This is a genomic window from Streptomyces sp. NPDC045899, from assembly GCF_056431485.1.
Window position 1 is genome coordinate 103255 of record NZ_JBWKKP010000006.1, and the last position, 22779, is coordinate 126033.

Sequence of the window (22779 nt, forward strand, 5' to 3'; positions counted from 1 at the left end):
GGAACAGCAGGAGCAGCTTCAGAAACAGCAGCAGGAGCAGCAGGAGCAGCTGGCACAGCAGCAGGCCCAGCAGATCAAGGAACAGACGCAGGCGCAGGAGGAGGCGCAGGAGCAGCAGGAGCAGTTGGCGAAGGAGCAGCAGAGGCAGCAGGAGCAGCTTCAGCAGCAGCAGTTGAAGCAGCAGCGGCAGATGCAGCAACAACAGCAGGAACAGCAGGAGCAGCTTCAGAAACAGCAGCAGGAGCAGCAGGAGCAGCTGGCACAGCAGCAGGCCCAGCAGATCAAGGAACAGACGCAGGCGCAGAAGGAGGCGCAGGAGCAGCAGGAGCAGTTGGCGAAGGAGCAGCAGATGCAGCAAGCGCAGCTGCAGCAGCAGCAGTTGGCGGCCCAGCAGCAAATGGAGAAGCAGCGGCGGAAGCAGCAGAAGGAGGTTCAGCAGCAGGTTGAGCAACAGCAGGAGCAGGCTGAGAAGCAGGCCCAGCAGATCGCCGCCCAGCAGGAGCAGCAGGCCGAACAGCTACAGAACCAGCTGGATCACCAGCGGCCACAGACAGAGAGCCCGTTCCCGGAGCAGCAGAACCAGTTGGAGCAACAGCAGGAGCAGCTGGAGCAGCAGGCACAGCAGCAGCAGAAGGAGCTCGAACAGCAGCAGAAAGAGGTGCAGCAGCAGGCCGAGGAGCAGCAGGAGCAGCTGGAGCAACAGCAACAGGAGGTCGAGCAGCAGGCGCAGCAGCAGGCGGAACAACAGCAGGAGCAGCTGGAACAGCAACAGCAGCAGATCCAGCAGCAGGCCGAGCAGCAACAGCAGCAGCTGGAACAACAGCAACAGCAGCAACAAGAGCAGTTGGAAGAGCAGCAACAGCAATTGGTCGATCAGGCGCAGCAGCAGGCCGAGCAGATCGGCATCGACGGCGGTGACGACGGACTGCCCGACCCGAACAGCGGCACGACCACGTTCAACCCCGACGGATCGGTCACCACCGACTTCCCGGACGGCAGCTCCACCACCGTCGATCTGCCCGGTGGCGACGTCACCACGACCCACCCCGACGGCACGACCGACCTCGCCAGCCTGAACCCCGGCGAGCCGATCACCAATGGCGACGGCAGCATCACGACCTTGAACCAGGACGGCACCCTCACCACCGAGTTCCCCGACGGCAGCAGCAGCGTCCTGGACCCGGACAACGGCACCGTTACCTATCACCAGCCGGACGGCAGCACCCTCACCACACCGATCGAGCAGGGCCAGGCCGTACCCAATGAACTCGGCGGTGGGTCGGGAGGCGGGGACCCCTCCAGCCACGGCGGCTCGCAGTACTCGCCCGAGTACACCCCCGGGAGCGAGGAGGAAGAGCTGTACGACCAGAACCCGGGTTCCGGAGACTCGACCGGATCCGGTTCGGGCCACGGTTCGGGCAGCGGGATGCCGATGCTGCCCCAGGGCACCCGCATCAACGGCATGACCTCGGGCGGTGGTTCGAACGACGGCGAGCGCGTCCGCGCCGTGATGGACGACGGCCAGAGCACCTCTCGTATGCCCGCCGCGCGCAGGAGCAACGGCTCCGGATACCAGGACGAGGAAGAGCGGATCCCCGTCGCCCGGCCCGGCGGTGCGACCACCGCCAGTGGAATGCCCTTCATGACGCCGATGGGCGGCGCCGGGGGAGGGGGGCAGCAGCAGACCCAGAGTGCCGACCGTGAACGCGCCTCCTGGATGGGCGACGACGAGGACGTCTGGGGCACGGACGAGGGCGGCGCGCCGGCCGTGATCGGGCGTTGAGCGACACGAGGGGAGTCGAGCGATGAGTGATCAGCACATGGGAAGCCCCGGCATGGGAAGCCCCGGCAAGCGGGAAGCGATCGGCGAAAGGCTGGCCAAGGCGAGGGCCGACCTGGAGGAGACACAGAAGGCCGCGGCCCGTGCACAAGAACAGCTGAGCACGGCATCGGCCACGGCCCGGTCCCGGGACGGCAGTGTGGAGATCCTGGTCAACGCCCAGGGGCAGCTCGGCGAGGTGAAGTTCCTCGGTGGCAAGTACCGCACGATGGGTGCCGCTCAGCTGTCGGCGTCGCTGCTGGAAGCCGCCGGACACGCCTATGCGCAGATGGCTCGACTGGTACTGGACACCTTCCAGCCGCTGGCCGACAAGACCCAGGACGGCAGGCCCGCCATGGAGGGTGTGGATATCGACTGGGACAGGATCTTCGGTCCGCTGGTCAGCACGGTGGAGCGGGGTACGGCGACTCGTCGCAAGGCGGGCGACGGGCTGCGTGACGAGATCCACGAGGATGAGGAAAGGAGGTAGCGGCGGTGGCCTTCAACTACCGTAGGGATCGGCTTGAAGCATTCAAGTCCGATATGGAAGCCGCATCCGACGAGATCTCCTCCATCCTCGACGACTTTCTCGGCTCCATCACCAACTGGTATGGGTTCACGGATGACTTCGCAGAAACCGTGGGTCCACAGTGGCAGAGTTCCATCGGTGACATTCAGGGATTGCTGGGATCCGTTTCAGAGGCACTGTACGGAATCGTTGGGGGACGGACCCAGGAACAGCAGCACGTGGACAAGACGCAGTCAGGCATCATGGACGACATCCGAGCGGGGCAGGCGGCGACGGACCAGGGCTTCGACGGCGGGATCTCTACGTAATGCAGTTGCCGGACTTTGTTTCGTTCACTGAGGAAGAACGTGCTCTGAACTGGGTGCTGACGGGTGAGTGGCCGCTTGAGGCCTCGTCGGACCTCGCGTACGAGATGAACCTCCGGCTGAATGACCTGGCCGACCAGATATATGGCGTCCGTGACTGGTTGTTCGATCTGGCGTACCAGGCGCAGGACGCATTGCCCACCACGGTCGCGGAGCGGTCCGGGCAGGTCATAGAGGGCCTCGCCGACATGCTGACCGAGCTGGGCGACACGCTGACGACCGAGCACGCGGCGAATCAGACCAAGCACGCCTCGAATATCGGGGTGGCCAAGGTCGAGAGCATGTTTGAACTCGCCTTGCTGATCGCGCAGCTCGCCATCATCAGCGCCATGTCCTTCTTCACCGGCGGTCTGTCCCTCAGCGAGGCTGCCGTGGCGAAGGCCCGCACCACGGTGGCGTTGCTGACGATCGCCGGGCGGCTGTTCGGGTCAACCCCGCTGGCGCCTCTCACGGAGGCACTGGAGGAGGCGCTGACGAGCATCGCGGCGCAGCTGACATATATGGGTATCACCGACGGCGGCCGCCGCCCGTCGGGTATCAACTGGTCGGATGTCGGCCGGGCCGCCCTGGTCGGTGCCCTGGCCGGACTCTTCGCCGGGGGCCTTTCCGACGTCATCGGGAAGGCATTCAAGAGCGCCTTCAAGAACCTCGGCGACAATAAGTGGCGGGAATTCGGCGAGGATCTGTTCCGGGCCTTCACCAGTGAGGGGCTGGGCGAGGGCAGTGCGGTCGTCCTCACCAATGGCCTTCTGGACGGCAACTGGCAAGTCGATTGGAATGACTTTGTGGGTGCCGGTGTCAGCGCCGTCTCGGAAGAGGTGCTGGGCAAGGGCGGCCAAGGGATCGGAAAGGGTCTGAACAAGGGCTTCCTTGGCGGTGGGGGCGGGGTCAACGTCTTCAACTCGCTGTCCGACCCCGACTCGCCGCGGGGCGGCAGCGGCAACTCCGCGGACTCCACCGGGACATCCGGCCCGTCCGAGGGCACGGGATCGCCCGTCCCTCCTCCGCCCGTGGACGTGGGCCCGGAGGGGCTCCCAGTGAGCACCCCGCCCCCGGTCACCGGAGGTACGGGCCCCACACCTTTCACCCTCCCCACATCGACACCACCCACCACAACGCCCCGCACCTCGACCCCGAACCTCTCCTCGACACCGCCTCCGCTGGCGGGTCCCCCGACGACCGTCGGCCTCTCGACCCCGGATACTCCCGACGCCCCGTCCACGCGCAGCACCCCGCCCCCCGCCCCCATGCCTGTTCCGGCCCCTCCGACCACGCCCATCACGGCCGTCCCGCCGCCCGTCTCCGGCACCCCCCTTCCCGTTCCGTACGCCGACCCGAACACCGATCACTCGGATGTCGCGGACATCAGAGATCTATCGGACTTGGGGCCGGACGAGGAGACCGGGCAGAACACACACATCAACTCCGACGGGACACCGCTGTCCACGCCCAAGTCCGGCGGTTTCGATCCCCTCTCACTGCCCACGCCTTCTCCCATCCCAGGGATCAGTCCGTTCCAGGACGCGGACACGGAGCACATCGCTCCCGATGTGGTTGATCAGAACACCACCGGGACACCGCACGTGTCACCGCAGACCGGCCCGCTGCCCCAGCTCCCCAAGGCGTCGGCACTGCCGGACCTGGACACCACTCCGTTGCCGGAGTGGGGGGCCGAGACCCTCCAGGCCGCCCAGGACCAACAGACAGCCGCCCACATCCCCTCCAGCCATGTCACCACCCCTTCCTCCGGCAGCGTTGACCCCGCGGCCGGGCCGCACACCCGGGCCACCGTGGCCCCCGGCCCGGAGCCCGCAACCGTCCCCTCGGAGGGGGCAGCGCACACCCCGCCGGAGGCCGCCACCGCCCCGCCCCGGTCCGCCGACCAGGCGGCACCGCCCGTCGCGCACCACCTGCCGACGGCAGAGCCGGTCCGGGATCCCGTCCACCCCGAACGGTGGCTGCCCCAGCGGCAGCACACACCCCCGATATCGGTCCATGCGCAGCTCCCTGCCGCGCCCAACCCGGTTCAGCACACCCCGGACGGCACACCCACACCCCAGCCCCAGCAGGACACGGTGGTCCGCACCGAGGTCCGGTACCTCCCCACCGACGACGGCCGTGCGGTGCGGGACCTGTCCCTGGACCTGCCGGTGCGGTTCGGTGAGGGGTTCTCCGCCGACCAGCTCCCGGGGCTCCAGGAACGGATACACGGTCTGCTGGACAGCCAGGTCAACCATGGGCTCTGGCTGCCGGGTTCCAACGACCAGCTCCACATCGGTCTGAACCTCGTGCACGACCCCGGCCACCCCGAGTCGGTCGAGCTGACCGCCATCGCGTCGGCCAACCCTGTCCCATCGGATCAGTTCCATATCCGGCTGACCTCCGAGGACCCGGCGCTGGGCGCGCCCGAGCGGAACCGTCGCCAGGCCCGGAACGATGCCACCGCCCTGCGTCAGATACTGCGTTACGCGGGGATCGACGTGGACCCCGAGGCCGTGAACGGCCCACTCCTGTCGCCGGAACACCTCCGGACCATCGAGGGACTGACCGACACCGACCCCCGCACCACCCCGCCCACCGCGGTCACGACCACATCGGCGGACCCCACCTCCAGCACTCCGGATCCGCGGACCACCGACCCCACGCCGTCCCCGGAGCAGCACACCCTGGCCTCCGGGGATCCGGACCAGCCGTCCCCGCCCCCCGGGAATGTCCCGGCACAGTCCCCGGCCGTCCCCCCGGCGGCCACCACCTCGGCCGCGCCCCAGCCCTCCGCCGCGTTGCCGGGCGTCGGACCCTCCGACGCACCGAAGCTGGAGGTGGGCCGGCGGTTCAGCGCGCTCATGCGGGACCTCGGCCATCCCGTGGTCCTCGCCGGCCGGGCGCGGGGCAAGGTTCAGTTCATGAACCCGCGTGCCCTCGACCGCATGGACTTCCACCTGCCGACGCCCGCCGGGCGGTACGCCGACACCATCAACGCCGCCATCGCCCAGGGGTTCCCCGGAACGCAGGATGGGGCTCTGCGCGCGGGCCCGGACGGCCGGGTGCTGACCGGGATGATCCAGGGGGTGGAGATCACCGTCGGCACCGCGGTCGCCCCCTATGTCACCACGACCGACGTCCATGGCTTCACCGTCCCCGGCCGTACCGAGTCGCTGGCGGACACCGCCTATTCACTGGCCCTGGGCACCGGTCCGGAGCAGCGCGAGGCGGACCTGTTCGACTTGGTCTGGGGTCTGTCGGAAACACCGCTCACCGATGAACTTCCGGTCGATGAGCTGGAGATGCTGCGCGGCGAGGCGTACCGGCAGGTGGCCTCGCCCGGAGACGTACCGTGGCTCAGCGCCCGGATCCACCAGATCGTGAGCGAGCTGACGGGGGACCCGGACCTTCTGGAGGCGCACCAGGAGGCGTGGGAGGACGTGTTCGGCGTCGAGGACTACGAAGTCGACGAGCTGGACGCCGCCCTCACCAGGCTGAACGGTTCCTTGAACGCGGCCCGGCCGTTCGGGACCGACCCGCTCAGGGCACTGGCATGGCGACTGCCCGCCATGACACCCGCTGACCGGACCCTGGAACTGTCCCACGTGTCATCCGCCGAACGTGAGCGGCTCGCGTCCAACCGTGCGCTGGTGGATGTGTTGCGCGAGACGCTGCCCTCCGCGGAGTTCGCCGAGACCGCCGCTCAGCTGATGGTGCAGCTGCCGGTCGGGGTGAACCAGCCGGTTGCGGCGCGTTCCGAGGTGCTGGCGCGGGTGGCGCGGATGCTGAGCGACCCGGAGGTGGCGGCCAAGCTGCTCAAGGGCGGATCGCGGGTGGTGGTCGTGCCCAAGGACGAGGCGATGACCTCCCTGGACGCCTTCCGCACGATGAAGGGGGCGGTGACCAGCCTCGACGGCCGGTCGTGGGACAAGGTCCGGGGCAGTGGGGGCCGGAAGACGGCCGTCACCGAGGAGAACCTCATCGGTGAGGTCACCAGCGTGGCCAGTGACACTTCCGCGTATCCGGACGGGTACTCCACGACCACCCACGAGTTCGCGCACACCATCCACAGGTACGGGCTGGGCGAGGCGGACGAGCGGCTCATCGAGGCGGCGTATCGGGCCAACGTGGCGAAGGGTGCCCAGGGAATCTGGCCTGACGGCCCGTTGTACGGCTTCGATGCCAACGGCGATCGCACGGGAGCCAATTACTCGTCCAGCGACGTACGGGAGTTCTTCGCTCAGCTCACCAACACTTATCTGGGGACGAACCGGGGGAGGGACGCGTACACAAAGCAGCCGCGGAACAACGGGGCGGACTGGGTTCGCAGGAACGAGCCGGAGCTGCTGCCGCTCCTTGAGCGGTTGTACGGCGGCGACCCACGGGCCGAGCACACCGGGCAGGCCAACCCGGTCGAGGCCATCCGGGGGGAGAACGAGATCTACGAGGGCTTCCGGGCGCTGTGGGACCGGGCGGAACGTGTCCACATCCCTCAACCGCACACTCCCGCCCCTTTCATGACGTCCGTCGCACCCACGGACACGGCGGGGCTCCTGTCCTCGCTGCTGGAGCCGCAGCCCGGCGCCGGGGGCCCGAGGGAAACCGGGAACTCGCTGGGGCAGATGCTCCACCAGGCTTGGACCGGGAGCCCGTCCCACCGTGACGCGACGGGCCGAGACTCTGCCCCGCCTGCCCCACTCCCCGCCCCGCCGCCTCCCGGTCAGTGGCCCGGATCCCTTCGGGCGCGTCTGGAGGCAGTGTTGCGTCAGGCGTTCGGTCCCGATGTGGAACGCCAGCCGACCTACGAACCCATGCTTCAGTCGCTCGCGGTGCTGGAAACGGCGCGCGTGGGTGACCCCCGATTCGGTTCGGGGCCGATGGACCTGGAGGGGATCGCTCGCTGGATGCTGCATCTGGATCCCTCGGCGTCGCTGACGCCCGAGCTGTACTTCAACGCGCTGTCGGTGGTGGGGAGCGCCGCGCGCCGTGGCCGGGCGGGAAACCTGGCGAAGGTCGCGGCGTACGGGTTGCAGATCGGGGGCGCGGTGTCGGACCCGACGGCGTTGCGCAGTTCGGCCGATGACCGGTTCATGGGCCGGAACTGGACGGCTCGGACGGGTGTGGACCTGCTGGTGGACCGGCTGGCGGTGGCGGGAGCGAGTGAGCTGCCGCCCGCGCCCTGGGGTGCGGAGCCGTATGTGGTGCTGGCGGAGCGGGCGGAATCGGGCCGGATCGTGGTCCGTGATGGCCACGGGAATCCGGTGGAGGTGGACGACGAGGAGTTCGCGGAACTGGTCGCCCATGACCCCGAGCGTCCGGCACGTGCTCATGTGCTGTTGCTCGTCCCGGGTTCGGGCCAGGGGACGGAACCGAGGCTGGTGGCGGACCGGGCCGGGGTGAGGGTGTGGGCCACCGACGGTGAGTTCAGGTTGAATCCGATGCCCGATGGCAGTGGCAGGCGCGCGCTGTTCTTGACGGAGAGCCGTCATCCGGGCTCGGTCCCGAACGGAACCTGGATTCCGAGCGATCCGGGTCTGGTCGCGGATGATCCCTCGGCTGAGGTGACGGCGAATGACGGAGTGGTGTTCCCGGATGCGGATGTCCAGTCGTTCACGCTGCTCACGGCTGATGGCCGGGAGCTGACGGGGCGGGCCTTCCTGAACGAGGTGGACATGGCCATCCGGGAGGATGACCTGCGTCCGTTGTCGGCGGTGGAGTTCTACTCCGACCTGTATGAGGGGCTGCCAGGGGTCGACCGCAACCGTGAGAGTCCGCTGCGGCCGTTGCCGCGACCGCTCCGCGACGCCTATCTGATTGTTGGCCACGGTCAGCATGGGCGTGCCGTGCTGCCGCGGAGGAGCACGGGCCTCAATCAGACGGTGCGGCCCAAGGAGATCGGCCGGATGCTCGCGCGGCGCAAGAGTCTTCGGCGTATGCGGCGGGAGGCGCCGGTCTGGGCGCTCTGGTGTGAGCTGGGCGGACTGGCCCCGGGGAAGGACCCGTTCGAGGCGGTTCCCGGTGCACAGGACATCGCGAACGAGACGGGTCGTACGGTGTTCTCGACCGATGCTGAGCAGGGGTCGAGCAAGGCGGAGGGCCAGTGGCCGCCGCGGTTGATCAAGTTTGACGACCCGGACCGGCCGGCGTTCCGCTGGCTGGAGTTCCGTCCCGAGCCGCGGGCGGAGGTACTCACCGCACTGGCCGATATGGCGGGGCTGCCCCCGCAGCTGGAGCGCAGGACCACCCGGGTGCTGCGATGGGTGCGCGCGCTGCGGCAGACCCATGGCGTCGACATCGACACCAACCCCGACCGGGCAGCACAGTTCCAGGAGCTGATACGAGGGTTCGCGGCTCTGGAGCGGCTGCGGTTGACCGCTCCGGGGAACCCGGACACGGGACCGCTGACCAGGCGGGTGCTGGAGCCGCTCGTGGGTGCATTCGCCCGGCAGCGGGGCTGGGACCCGACGGTGTCCGAGAACTCGTTGGGACAGGTGCTCCACGCCGCGCGGACCGGGGATCTGTCCCACGATGGTGTGACCGTGGACGAACCGGCCTCGCCACCCCCGCCCGGCGCGGCGAAGGACCACCCGCCCGGTGGGCGCTGGCACAACGGTGTGCGGCTCCCCGACGATCCCTCCACCGACAACCAGGACCAGGACCAGGATCGGGATCGGGATCGGGATCGGGAAGAGCTGACCACGGCGCCGCCGTTGTCGGAGTTCATCAAGACCTACGGCGCGTGCCACGACGGACACATCGGCCTGGTCCGGACCGAGCCCACCCCCGACTCCGTCCTGGAGGGGCTGTACCGACAGATCATCGAGTCCCTCGGGGCCGACGTGGACAGCGAGGGCGGCCGGTCCCTGCGGACCCAGCTCGACGATGTTCTCAGCGCGGCCGACATCGAGTTGAACCGGCCGTATCTGCGCAGCAGCCAGGGACACCGGATCACCGTGCGGCACGCGGGCCGCACCCGGACCGTCGACGTGCGGCTGACCTTCGCGAACGGTCAGAGGTCGGCGAAGTACCCGCCGGACGCGGTGGGGTTCCCCGAGGTGCAGATGGAGCACCGTCCCGCCGGAAGCCAGTCGTTCTCGGCCAGTGACGGGTCATCGAATGTGCGCAGTGTCGCCGTGCCATGGACGCTGATCAAGCTGAGGAACGATCCGGGGACCGTGCGCTGGGGCGATGTCACGGTCGTGGTGTCCGCGACGCACAATCAGCTGTCCCGGTCCACTTCCGTCGGTGAGACGCTTACGGTCACGGGGTGGCAGCATGCCCAGGATCCGGCGCACCCGGTGGACTTCGAGGGGCGATGGCAGGTCCGGGTGGACGCCCCCCGCGAGGACCACGGCAACTGGCTGCCGGAGCGGTCACACGGCCCGGTCACGGTGTGGGTGCCGGAACACCTGGCCCTCGACGACGGCACCGACCCGGCCGATCTGCCCGAGTCGGCGGACGTGGACGACGACGTCCCGCTGTGGGGCGTGGAGAGCGTGGGGGAGCCGCGGCGGCTGCTGACCGAGCTCCTCGCGCATGAGGACTTCAGCCCGCTGGCCAGGCTCGGCACCGGCTCGGCACAGGAGCTGGAGGAGTTCCTGTCCGAGCAGATGCTGCGTGGCGCCGCGCAGCTCCAGGCCGGTGGCGGGGTGTTCTCGCCGACCCTGACGGATGCCGGCGGCGACGCGATCGGCGTGCTCGAACTCGCCGTGGACATCGAGCAGGACCTTCCGACGTCGAAGACCCCGGAGGGCAGGTTCAGCCTGGGAACGTGGCCGTCGCGTGGCGTGGACGTGGGCCAGTCGGCGGAGTACACCAGCGGGATCGATGTCACCGGCTCGGGCGGGCCGGCGTTCACCGTCGACCACCGCGAGGGCCACCCGGATGCCACGGCCAGGTTCGGCGGCAACCTCTTCGGTGAGGTGGGCATCAGCCGGTGGATGACCGACGGGCTGAGCGGATCGAGCAGCGCCGCGCTGATGCAGGGCATCTACACCGACAGCAGCAGCCTGCGCACGCCGGGCCGGGTCACGTACCAGGTGACCCTCCACCTCGCCGGGGGCGGGAGGACCAGCGGCAGCTTCGGGCCCTGGGACGACGGCCTGCGCCTGCTGGCGGCTCAGCGCGAGACCGTGCGGGGCCACCGGCCGCGCCCCGATGAACTGCGGGAACTGCCCGACCATCTGGAGACCCTGACCGCCATCGGACACGGCGAGACGCCCCTGAGGATCGAAGGCGCCGATCCGCTCTTCGACGAGGCGACACAGTGGCTGCGGGCGGAGGGCTTCCTGCCGCCCGCCGAGCACCGTGCGCCGTCTTTCCCCATCCGGCTCGACGAGCGACTGCGCAAGGCGCAGTTGGCGAATCTGCGGAAGCTGGGGACCTTGCGTACCCGGTTCGGCCTGGCCACCTCGTTGCCGGACGCCTCGGACGGGAAGCGTTCCCTCTGGCTGGAGAAGCCCAGCACCATCACCGGAAGGGTCCGGCGGTTGCGGCTGGTCTTCTCGGTCGCCCGTGACACGGACCAGCCGTCCGAGCACACCCGTGTGCTGCCGGAGGTCAACACCATGAGCTACAGCTCGGCCGGGGCCGGTGGCAGCAGGCAGCACGGTACGTCATGGGGCGGTGGCGGCGGAGCCGGTGGTGGCTTCACCATTCCCGCCCCGGACGACACCACGGTGAATGTCGGCCCTGGCTTCGGGGGTTCGGGCCAGAAGTCGTCCAGTGAGACGGCTGGTACGGCGGTCGGCCTCGACGAACTCATCATCGCGAATGGCGGCAGCGGGCTCTGGACCGTGCCGGCCCGGTACTCCCTGACCGCCTACGAGGGCGTGCCCCGTCCCGACGACCGTACGGACGACGGTCAGGCACCCCCGGACACGAGCACTGACACGGACGCCGACACGGAGGTCGGGACCGGCACCGCCAGGGTGCTGTGGAATCCGGCCGGCGCCCCGCTCACCGCGCGCGGCACCGTCAAGCTCCTCGTTCCGCTCTACCGCACCCGGACACCCGACCCGGACCGGACACCTGTCGCGCCCGCGCCCAGGCATGTGATCCGCCCGGCGGCGGAGGACGACTTCCGCAAGCTGGGCCTGGTCGACGAGGACGGCCGCCCACTGCCGGGGGTGACCCGGCTGCCGGAAGGCGCGACGGTGGACACCTTCCGGGCCAGGGAGGCGCTGGTCGACGCGCTGGAGCAGGTCTACACGGGTACCCATCCGGGCGCCCCGGGGCCTGGAGCGCTCACCCGGACCGCACGTGGTGCCGCGGGCCTGATCGCCAGTGGCACCCAACGGACCGCGGCCGCGGCCAAGAGTGTCGTCCCCGGGGCATTCGCCGGTGCCCTGAACCGGGCCGGGGTGTTCGCCCATGGAGCGGGCGGCCCTGTGGCACGTGCCGCACGCCGGCCATACACCTGGATGGCCACTGCCTACAAGTGGAGTTCGACGTTTGTCGCGGGCGCGTCGCCCAACGACCCGAAGACTCTCGCTCCCGAGGTGCAGGACGCCGGGTTCAGCCCGGCCCAGCTCGTCTCCTGGGCGTGGGACATGTTCCGCGGGGGCAGGAGGGTCATCGAGGGTCTGCCGCTGTCCGGCATGCTGGCGGACCAGATCGTGAAGATCGACATGCGGGGCTATCTGGCAAACCCGGCGCTTGTGGTCGACGACCCCGTCAGCATCTACACCGACCGCTTCGTGAGCCCGGCGGACACCTCGAGCCGGCAACGGCAGGTGGGCCGTACCGGGCAGGCCGGCTTCAACGTCACCGCGCTGCAATGGCAGCCCAACGAGTCTGGCTACCAGGCGAATCCGAGCGGACAGCGCGTCTATCGGCGGCGTACGGACAGCTCTGGCACCAACGCCGCCGGTACGAAGATCACCCATGTCAGCTACCACGACGGGGACCACTTCGTGGTGACCGCCGATGGCGTGCTGGTGGTCGACGTCCACCGTGGCTCGGGCAATCTGTTCCTCAACTCGCTCGGACTGGGCGGCCACAAGCCGGTGACGCTCGCGATCGACCTGCCCGGTGCGGTGACCTACCTGGTCCCTGTCGAGTCGCTGGCCCGTAACGCCCAGTGGTACCGGAACATGGCGGGCCTGCCGCCCCTGACACTGCCGGAGCTGAGCGTTCCGCCGCCCGACCGGTTCGCCCGCACCCGCGAACTCGGCGTCGGCAGTGTGCTGTCGGTCCGTCAGTTCAGCGACCCGGCCAAGCTCCGGGAGCAGCCGGACCGGCTGCACGAGGAGCTCACCGCGCTGGTGGAGAGGGAGGCGCCGGGTGCCACCCGGCCCGGACACCGTTCGTACCTGCCCGGAGTGGCGTCCGAGATCGCCCGACTCACCAACCCCACGACGCTGTACGCGCTGCCCGGACGTGGCGCGGGCGGTTTCACCTTCCACTTCCTGCATGTCGCCGACGGCGGTGCGCGGCTTGTCGAGGTGACCGTGCGGGCCGAACTCACGATGCACCCCGAAGCATTGCGCCGGATGCGAGGCCGCCAGACCACCGACGGTGGTCTGGAAATGATCCATGAGCGCACCAACACGCGGTCGACGGCCCTCACCCGCAGACGGACACATCAGACGGCGGTCAACCCCAACTCCCGGTACACCCGCCCTTCGGCCCCCGGTACGGACCAACAGGGCCTGCGGCTGATGTGGACCGATGAGCAGGCCGTCTCGGGCAAGTCCAGCCACACCGTCGGCGATGTCTCCCGGATCAAGGCGGGGAGCGCCGCCGACTTCGACAACGTCGACTACGACCTGGTCGCCTCGGCCACCTCCGCGCTGAGCACCGACTGGCCCATGAACGCCCCCGGCGGGCTCATCCAGGCCGGGTTGCTCAACCTGTCCGGTCTGGAGGGTAATCCGGCCGAGCGGCTGACCGGCTGGATACGCCGTGTCCTGCACGGCCGGCCGCAGAGTTCGGCCACCGTGCCGGCCACGATGGAGTTGCGGTTCTCCGGTTCCGAGTCCGTCGAACCGCAGCCGTACGACCCTCCTCGTCCACCCGCGCTGCTCACCCGGGACCCCTTGGCGATATCACCCCACGAAGCGGCAGAGCAGGGCATTCCGCCGTTCCCCGGCGGTCCGCGTCTGATGCCGACGGGGACGACACTGGTCTACGACTTCAATGCCTTCCCTCAGCTCACACAGGCCCTGCACAGGGTCGCCCCCGGCCTGGCCTCGCTCTGGGGGCTGCCCGCCAACGCCTCCGCGGAGGCGGTCGCCGCCCGACTGGGCGAGCTGATCCGGACTGGTGACATCAGTGTGGGCGAATCGTCCGCGGAGGCGGATGCCATTCTCCGGATGCCCGGCGGCTGGCCGGAGAAGACCGTCGGTCCCGTACCCACTCTGGGAATCCGGCTGTACAACCCGCGGCCGGTCACGCAGGGCGATGACCACGCCATGCATCATCTGCGTACGGCTGCCAACAGCGCGTCCTCGTCCTCCGAAGCAGGCACGTCCTTCTCCGTGGAGGAGCGGGACATCCACAGCCTTGATGCCGAGAACCTGAATCGGCTCGGCCTGAACTTCCCCCTGGGTGTCCTCCAGTCGCACCCCTCCGCCCCCGTCGGCAGCGTGGCGGGCTCCCGGTACGACCGTATGCGGTGGGGCAGTACGGACACCTCCGAGACGCTTGTCGACGTGGTCTTCCCGGTCACCGGCGCCAAGGGGACCGTGTATGTCACCGGCACCGTGACCATGCGGCTGGGAATGCGGGACCTGCTCGGCTTCGGAGCCACCGCGGCGCGGCCGAAGTCCGGTGTGTACGACATGCCGTCGATGCTTTCCGGACAGGACGCGGACGACTTGCGCGACTGGGCGCGGCACCCGGTCACGGATCTGCCGGAGGTGCTGACGGACGGCATCGACAACGAGGACACCTCGGCGCAACTGTGGCTCGCCCTCGGTTCCGACCCGGACGGGACGCGGCTGGCCCGCGCGCTGTTCGTGGCTTCCCGTATCGCCGCCCGGGCGGGGAAGCCGGTGGAGCTGGTGGTGCGCACGGACGAGGGGCAGGTGCGCCACTGGCCCTTCACCGCTGACGGCGAACCGGCGGACGCCACGGACGCCACCGGCGAGACGTGGCGGATATTCGCGGAGACGGCCCAGGCGTATACGACGGCGCTGGCGGCCGAGGCACAGGCGGTCGCGACCGAGCAGGATCTGCGGGCGGACCATGCCGTGGCGGAGTATTCCCTCGGTGAGTCGAGGGCCGCGGCGGCGGCTGCCACCGTCGACCACCAGTCGGCTGAGACGGCCCACCACGAGGCCGTACGGCAGGCCGAGCTGGCGCGCGAGGGGGCGAACACCGCGGTTGGCGTGGCCCAGGCGGAACTCGCCCGGGTCGAAGGGGCCATCCGTGAGGCCGAAACCGCTCTGCCGGCCGAGGGGCAGGTGCGCCAGGCACAGCTGGTATGGCGGCAGGCGCACGGCGAGGTCCAGGGCATCGAGCGGATGGCCGCGGTCAACGGGGCCCAGCCGGACCTGACGGCCGCCCAGGAGCGGGCCACGGCCGCTGAGGCGCGGTGCAACGACCTCCAGCGGCGGTACACCGACGGCGAAGCGGCACTGAGCACCGCACGGGCCGCCCTGCTTCCGGCACGGAACGCGGTGGGCGTGGCGCACGAGGAGCAAGCCCGGGTTGGGCTGGAGACCGGCCGTAGCGTGGCCGAGGCCCGGCAGGTGGAACGAGACGCGGCCGGTGTGCTGACGCAGCGGACCAGGTTCCGTGATCTCGACCTCACCCGGCTGCGGGATGTCGAGCAGTCCCTCCAGCGTGTCCTGGCGGAGCGGCAGAACCATAGACACGCCCGTACCCGCGCCTGGCACAGATTGACCGAGCTGACCGCCACCCTCGACACCCTGCGCCGTGCGGAGGACACCACCCAGTCCGGGTCGCTTCAGGGCTCCCGGGTCTCGGCGCCCGCCGGGATCCCAGGGGGCACGGGCGCGCGCCCGGTCACGGAGAGGGTCGGCCCGGCGTTCGGCCCGCTGGCGCCGCGGGGGCCGCTTCCGGTGCTGAGCCGGGCGCGGTTGGAGCGGCTGGTGGATGAGGTGGCCGGTCGTGGTCCGGCGGTGGATGTGCCGGTGGAGCGGTGTCTCGAGCTGTTGGCGGATCTGCGGAGCGAGTGGTATCCGCAGGGCGTTGGTGCGGCGGTCGCGCTGGATGCCGAGGAGGGTGGCCGCTCGTCAGCCGCGCCTTCGCTGGCGGCGGGGCCGGGGTGGCGTGGGGTGCGGTCGTGGGATGCGGTTGCGGAGGCGGTGGAGCAGGCGGGGCCGGGTGCTTCGGCTTTCGTGCTGGCGCGGCGTCAGGGTGGTGTGCTGGGGCATGCGTGGGCGGCGTACCACCTGGATGGGGCGGGTGTGGTGTGGGTGGATGCGTCGAAGCCCGCTGGGAGCCGGGTGTCGGACTTTGCGCCGGACGAGGCGCCCTCCGATGCGCGGGCGGTGGTGATCGGTCCATCGGGCCAGGTGGTGGCAGACGCGCTGCCGGAGTTCACGCAGTCGTCCTCCACGGCGCACGCGGTGGCCGACGCGGCGACCGAGCACCGCTACGGCGCGCCTGCCGGGACCGGCTCGGAGGAGGGAGAGTCCTCTTCCGCTCCGTCGTGGCCGCCCGAGACCTTGATGGCCGGTCCGTCCGGTGCGCCGCGTGGGCGCAACCTGACGGGGGAGAAGGTGCGGCGGCTGCGGGTCGGACAGGTGCGCGTCTTCGAGGAACGGCCGGGTGTGCCGTTGAACGAGGTACCGGGCTCGGAGGAGAAGGCGCCGTGGGGTGACACGGCGTATGTGGTGTGGGCCGGTCGTGATGATGAGCGAATGCTGGACACCGAGTGGCTGGCGACCGAGTTGGCGGCGGACCCGGAGCTGGCCAGGCTGCCGAAGGATGTGCCGGTGGTGCTGGCGGTGCCGGACACGGCACTGGTGGGATACCTGGATCTGATGAGGGTGGTGGGGAACCGTCTGGGGCGGACGGTGTGGGCTCCCAGTGGCGAAGCACGGCTGGTGCGTAACAAGCGCGGTGATCACACACTTGCGATGATCGACCGTGATCCCGAGGAGCCGGTGGGTCTGTGGGTGCCGTTCGTGCCGAGGACGTCGACGACGTCAACGACGACGGTGTCGCCCGCTGAGCACACTGACCGTGAGTGGACGGCGCTGGACGGCACGACGTTCCGGGACAGCGATGTGGCCACTCGGCCTCTGGTCTCCACGGGGCATGAGCGCTTCGGCCGGATGTCGCTCGGGGAGGACGTACGCGACCGGGAACGTGTCCTGCGGACTCACCTCCATGCCCGGAAGCTGGTGCACCTGATGGCTTCGGGCGACCGGACGGTGCTGGTCAGCGAGGGGGAGCGGGCCGCGGATCCGGCGGTCTACCACTTCGTCGCACACGGCCTGCCGGGAGGGCTGCAGCTTGTCCTGCGGGACGGGCGGACGGTGTGGCTGGGTGCCGAGGACGGTGGACAGTACATCGGTGGCCTGCCCGAGGTGCGTGAGCTGCCCGTGGGGGCGAAGGGGCACAAGATTGGCCTGGAGGTCTGCTGGGGCGGCTCGGCGGGCAATCCGACGCGGCCGCAGCTGGACAACAGGACGGCGCCTCCGGGGCAGGACCCCCTGGATGAGGTGTCCCTCGGCCAGGCCACGGCGAACGCGAGCCGACGCCGGGTGAAGGCGTCGTCCATGAGCAGGGGATACGACGTCGACACACACATCCTCTGGGACACACCCGGTGGTGTGGCCGGGGTCGAGGAGGAGTTCGTCCCTGAGCCGCTGGACGAGGAGTTGGACCAGCTGGCCCGGGATGCGGGTCTGCACACGGAGCCGGGTGAGGCGCCGGCGGAGGTACGGAAGGTCACGCTGCGGCTGGTGCGGGCGCTGCGGCAGGTATACGGCACCGCCATCGAGGACGAGGGCCGCCGCACCGAGCGCGGACAACTTCTGGCGAGCATAGGTGCGTTGGAGCGCTACCGGGCGAACGATCCGGCACTGAGCCGGCTGACGCCGTTCCGGATGGAGCTGTGGACCGCCTTCGCGCAGCGCTTCGGGAACATGCGGCCGGGCGAGGCCGAGTACCGCAAGGCGCTGGACTTCGCGGTGGCGCGGCTGAAGCAGGACCCGGACGCCCGGCTGAGCGAGGACATCAAGGACCCGCAGATCCAGCATGCGATGACTCAGCTCAACCGGATTGGTGAGGCACTGGTGCGGCAGGTGCTGAGGCTGCCGCCGGGCATGCCGGTGGGTGAGCGAGAGCAGGCGCGGACTCTGTGGGCGCTGGTCGCCGCCGGCCGGAGGCTGGCCGGTATGAACCCGGATTTCCAGGCCAGGATGGGGCGCACGGTGCTCCACATGTCTCCCGAGCGGGAGTGGACCCCGACGGAGAAGATGGAGCTGCTGGGCCGGGTGGCGCAGGTTGTCGCGGCGGGGCTGGATCCATCGGACTATGCGACGCTGGCCGCCTTCGACCTCATGACCAAGGGAGCGTTCGGGCCGGCGCATCTGCTGCGCGAAGGGAACACGGTCCGTGGCTACAACTGGAGCGGTATTCCGGCGACTGACGGTGTGGACCTGCGCGTGGTGGAGCGGCAGGTGGAGGGACCCGACGGAGACTCCTCTCAGCAGTCCCCCGCGAGATGGACGGCCGATGGTGAGCCCGAGAACGTCATGGCGGTGGCGACCGACACCGACGGACACGGCTTCGTGGTCATGCACCTGGCCGGGCTGCATCCGATCCGGGTAGCCGATCTGGAGTTCCTGGCGCTGCTGGACCTCGCCCCGCTGCTGCGTGCCACCCCTCTCGGTATCCCGTTGCTGTTCCTGACGTCCGGGCTGGCGGACACGGGACGGAAGGTGCAGGTGCCGCAGCTCTTCTCCAATCGAACGAGCCGGCACAGCTGGTCCTACAGCGCGTCCTTGTCCCTGGCCCCGACCACCCCGGCGCCGGGTGCCACGTCCGCCCCGCTGCGGATCGTCACCAGGCCCCACCCGGGCACCCGGGCCACCTGGCGCAAGACGGCGCTGGAGGTTCCGAACCCCGCCACCTCCTCGGGACACAAGTCCGCACCCGGGTACCCGGTGTTCTCTCCGGAGGAGGCTGCCGGGTCGTATACGGCCGCGCACGTCGGCGAGTGGCACCCCGCCCCACCCGCCACGCGAACGGACCTCAAGGGTCATTGCGTCTCCGGCTATCTGCGTACGGGCCCGGCCACCGCGCGGCTCCATGGCACAGCCTTCGGTCTCCATACCGTCGAGGCCGCCGGAAACGGGGAGGCACTGGCGCATGCCCTGGAGGGAGCCGGGGTGCAGCTGCCGGTGGCCCCCGGCGAGCTGCGTGGCTGGGCGCTTGCGAGGGTGACCGAGACAGATCTTCCGGACACCCTGCCGCCACTGGGGGGCGACCGGCGGGTCCCGGTCGGGCAACTGGACAAGGCCGGTGTCGAGCTGAGCGCTGACCAGCGTGTCGAGGCGGCGCTGCTCGGTGGAGATGAACTGCTGCTTGAACGCTTCGAGTTCACCCCGGTGCAGCACTTCCGGTTGGCGGCCGGGCTCGGTGAGCTCCCGGAGACGGTCGACGCGGTGGTCGCGGCCGTCATCGCCCGGGAACTGGGCGTCGCACTCACCGTCGTCGGCCGTGACGGAACGCCGAACGGTCACGGCTCGCCCACCGGCCCCACCGTGCTGGTGGTCCACGACGGCGACGACAGCGACCGGTATCTGGCCGGGTGGCGGAGGCGATGAGCGACGTCATGGAGCCCAACGTCGATCCGGGCGCCCGGAGCGCGCCCGACCACTGGTTCGGCATGGTCGACCCGAGGTGGCACGGCGAGGATCCGCCCCCGGTGGGCCGTCGTCGGCCAGTGGCGGTCGGGCCGGAAACGGCGGTGTTCGCCACCTTCGACAGTGCTTCGCTGGCCGCCACCGCGGCGGACGGCCCGACCGCGGTCGCGCCGCGTTCACCTCGCAGGTCCCTCTGCACACCGCGGGCCGGCCGGCGTTCGAGCTGATGTCCGTTGCGGAGGTGGTCGACCGGCCGGCGGTCGTGCATCCGCACATCCCACCCACACACCAATGGAGTTGCCTCCTATGACGCGTTCATCCGGAACTCCGGACGACAGCCCCGAGAACACCGCTGAGGAGGAAGCCGGCGACCAGCAGGCCGGTGAGGTCGCGGACGCTTCCCGGATCCAGGGTGGCCCGTCCGCCGTACTGAAGGGCGAGCCCGGTTTCCGCGAGCCGCCCGAGGACTTCGTCTCGGCGGCCCAAGTGGCACCACGCCAGTGGCTGTCGGTGATCGACCGGCATTGGGAGGGTGAAGAGGGCGAACCCCCGCCGTGCTGGGCGATACTCGGACGCTGGCGCAGCGACGAGCACGGGGAGATCGTCGAATGGGAGGAGAACACCGAGTACCGGCCCTCACCGGACGCGTACGGCTGGGCCGCGCCGGTCAGCCCCAGCGACGCCGCGGTACGCCTCGTCGCCACCGGCTACGGCTCACAAGAGCTGTTCGCCCTGGTCCTCGCGGACGCCGAAGTGGCCGTGTGTGTCGACGACGGCGGAGAGCCGACAGTCACCGAGGCCCCCGACGGCTCGTCCGCCGTACCCGTCTTCTCTCCGGCACCGAATCTGGAGGGGAACAAGCTGCCTCCGCACGAGGTGATGTTCGTCCCCGACCTCCTGGACCGGTTGCCTGAGGGAAAGGAGGTGCTGTTCCTCAGCTCCTCCGCTCCGGTGGGACAGCTCATCACGATGAGCGATCTGCGGTCGGCCATGGCCGACCTGAAGCGCTACGAAGCGGAGGGCGAGGGGGAGCGGCCCCCACCGGATCTGCTCGGCATCGGAGCACCGAAGTCCGGTGGTGCGCAGAGCTGTCTGTGAAGCGTCGGGGACGCGACACCGTTCGGGGCCGCCAGATCCGCAGCGGCCCCGAACGGGAGGTGGACACAGAAGATTCGCGGGTGAAGTCCACGCGGCGGCCTGGTCGCGTCCGTGGACGGCATCGCCCCCGGGCACCGAGCCGGGCGACTACTGCAACGAACCCTTCGCCGAGTTCCCTCACCACCCCCCGCATCCACCTCGCCGGGGGATCAGCGATCAGCCTCGACTCGCGAAGCGCAACAGGGTCACCGAATGCGCCTTGAAGGCCCAGTCCAATGTCTTTCCCTTTACCTTGGCCTGTGACTTCTCGATCTTGACGGCGTCCGGTCGCTGCTCACTGTTGAAGTCGTAGTACGTCCTCCCGGCGACCACGGACACGTCGACCGTTTCGGCAGGTGTGAAGTCATCCGGAGCGATGTGTGCCGTGACGTCCTTGTCCGGTGAGCGATTCACCACCAGGACGTTGAGGGCCCCGTCCCGGTCGATGGTGGCAGTTGTCACCAGCGCCTCGTAGGCGGAGCCCAGCGGGGTCTCGCGCGTGGCCACGCCGACGTTGTCGTTCACCTTGCTGTCAACGACCTTGCCGCCCCCCTGGAAGACATCCTTGAGCTGCTCGCGCAGCACGGCTTCCGGCATACGCGCGAATTCCGGAGCACCTCCGAAGATGGTGCGCGATGGGCCCGGCTTATGGCTGATCAGGTCATTGCTTGCCGTCCAGGGCACACCGACGTTGCTGAATCGCGCCCACTGAGATGCGATGTAGAGGACATGCGACATCGCATACGGATACTCGGGGTAGCCTTCCGTGCTGCGTTCCTCGCCGAAGAAGAGCGCACCGCATTCGGAGACCGCCACATATGCCTTCTTCTTGCCGTACTTGTGCACCTCATGGATGAGGTCGGTGACCATCTTTCCGGCGGCCGCCTCTCCCAGCATCTGGTAGTCGTGGCCGGCTCGCTTGTCGGGGAAGCTGGTGACATGAAGGTCCCGCGAGAAATTCGTGTAGGGATGAATGGTCATACCGTCGTAGTCGTCGGCATGGCCGTGCTCGGCCATGAGTCGAGGGAAGCTCATCTTTCCGGTCACGAGTTTTCCGTCATCGATGGGCGCCCAGACGGCCAGTACGTCGATCGTGGGGTCGACGGCCTTCATCGCCCTGTAGTAGTCGACGAAACCGGCATGCGGCCCGGAGACATAGTCGGCGGTGATCTTCGCCCCTTTCGGGGGGACTGCGCCGTGCCGGCCGTTGCCGAACCGGATCGTGCCGCTCTTCGGCTCGAACGTGTAGACCTCGGCTTTCGCGTCCGCTGAGGACAAGTCGCTGACCTCACGCCACTTGGCGCCGGCGACATGGATCGCCTGGCTCCTGGGTACCACGGGCGGATACCACACGGTGAAGGTCTGGCTCGGTCGGCCGCTGCTGACCGAGGCTGCGGAACTGTGATCAGTCGGTTGTCCGACGCGCTGACCTCGCTGCCGCTGCTTACCACCGAACGCGTACTGTTTGATGGCCTTCTCGTCATTTGAGCTCATCCAGTAGCGCTGGTGCTTCCCGAAGAGTTCGTTGCCGATCTCCCAGCGACGCACACCGTAGGGCTCGGGATGACCGTTCGCCGCCCGCACCTTCCCCCACTTGGTTCCTTGCGGGGCATTCATGTACGCCACCCAGTCGGCGATTTCCTGGGGGGTCGAATTCGCGAACGGCGCCATGATCTGCGGCGTACCGTCGATCTCCTTGATGACGGACATGTACTCGTCCGGGCCGTACCTGCTGTCCACCTGCTCCCCGTGCTGCCCCTCGACCTGGTGGGTCCGGCCCGATTGGGGCCCCACGGCCCCCTTCCAGTGGTACAGGTTGGACGAGGTTCCGCCCGGATACCGTACGAGGGTGATACCACTCTCCTTCATCTTCTTGACGGCATCCGGTACGGGAGCGTCGGCCTCTGGATCCCACAGGCCGTAGGCGTTCCTGTACCACTTGGCGCCGTTGACCCCGGTCATCAGCCGACTCACCTCGGAGAGGACGTGCTGAGTGCTGACGGCGATGACCGGACCGGCACTGTCCGGTCCGTTGCCCTCATCCGGGGAGCCGTCCGGGTCGCATCCCGCGAGGGCGACGCCGACCGAGAGGGCCGCCGCACCGTGCAGGAAGTCGCGCCGATTGACTCCGTTCATGTATGCCTCCTGAGGAATCGC

The 22779-nt window shown here is 69.3% G+C and carries 9 protein-coding genes; 6 read left to right on the top strand and 3 right to left on the bottom strand.

What is annotated here, in order from left to right; all coding sequences use genetic code 11:
• On the bottom strand, positions 1–451 hold a 451-nt coding region (locus tag AC07FT_RS11255), incomplete at its 3' end, for a hypothetical protein (protein ID WP_479175842.1).
• A gap of 66 nt (positions 452–517) precedes the next feature.
• Complete coding sequence (locus AC07FT_RS11260) at positions 518–859, bottom strand: hypothetical protein (RefSeq protein ID WP_479175844.1); 342 nt, start codon at positions 857–859, stop codon at positions 518–520.
• Here AC07FT_RS11260 and AC07FT_RS11265 point away from each other — a divergent pair.
• The 6 genes from AC07FT_RS11265 (at position 845) to AC07FT_RS11290 (ending at position 20583) form a co-directional block, all read left to right on the top strand.
• Entirely contained in the window at positions 845–1783 is a 939-nt protein-coding gene (locus AC07FT_RS11265) for a hypothetical protein (RefSeq protein ID WP_479175845.1), read from the top strand. The genes AC07FT_RS11260 and AC07FT_RS11265 overlap by 15 nt on opposite strands.
• A 22-nt stretch (positions 1784–1805) precedes the next feature.
• Entirely contained in the window at positions 1806–2309 is a 504-nt protein-coding gene (locus AC07FT_RS11270; protein ID WP_479175847.1) for a YbaB/EbfC family nucleoid-associated protein, read from the top strand.
• A 5-nt stretch (positions 2310–2314) separates the two neighbouring features.
• Complete coding sequence (locus AC07FT_RS11275; protein ID WP_479175849.1) at positions 2315–2656, top strand: hypothetical protein; 342 nt, start codon at positions 2315–2317, stop codon at positions 2654–2656.
• 53 nt (positions 2657–2709) lie between these two features.
• Positions 2710–19446, top strand: a complete 16737-nt coding sequence (locus AC07FT_RS11280; protein WP_479175851.1) for a lonely Cys domain-containing protein — start codon at positions 2710–2712, stop codon at positions 19444–19446.
• The gene (locus tag AC07FT_RS11285) at positions 19443–19712 is read left to right on the top strand and encodes a hypothetical protein (RefSeq protein WP_479175852.1); all 270 of its coding nucleotides are present in this window, start codon (positions 19443–19445) and stop codon (positions 19710–19712) included. The genes AC07FT_RS11280 and AC07FT_RS11285 overlap by 4 nt, the downstream gene beginning before the upstream one ends.
• A 79-nt stretch (positions 19713–19791) precedes the next feature.
• Positions 19792–20583 carry a type VII secretion system-associated protein gene (locus AC07FT_RS11290; protein WP_479175854.1) on the top strand — a complete coding sequence of 264 codons (792 nt, stop codon included), beginning with the start codon at positions 19792–19794 and terminating at the stop codon, positions 20581–20583.
• A 216-nt stretch (positions 20584–20799) separates the two neighbouring features.
• On the opposite strand, the gene AC07FT_RS11295 is transcribed toward AC07FT_RS11290, so the two are convergent.
• Entirely contained in the window at positions 20800–22758 is a 1959-nt protein-coding gene (locus AC07FT_RS11295; RefSeq protein WP_479175856.1) for a twin-arginine translocation signal domain-containing protein, read from the bottom strand.
• Positions 22759–22779 lie beyond the last annotated feature (21 nt).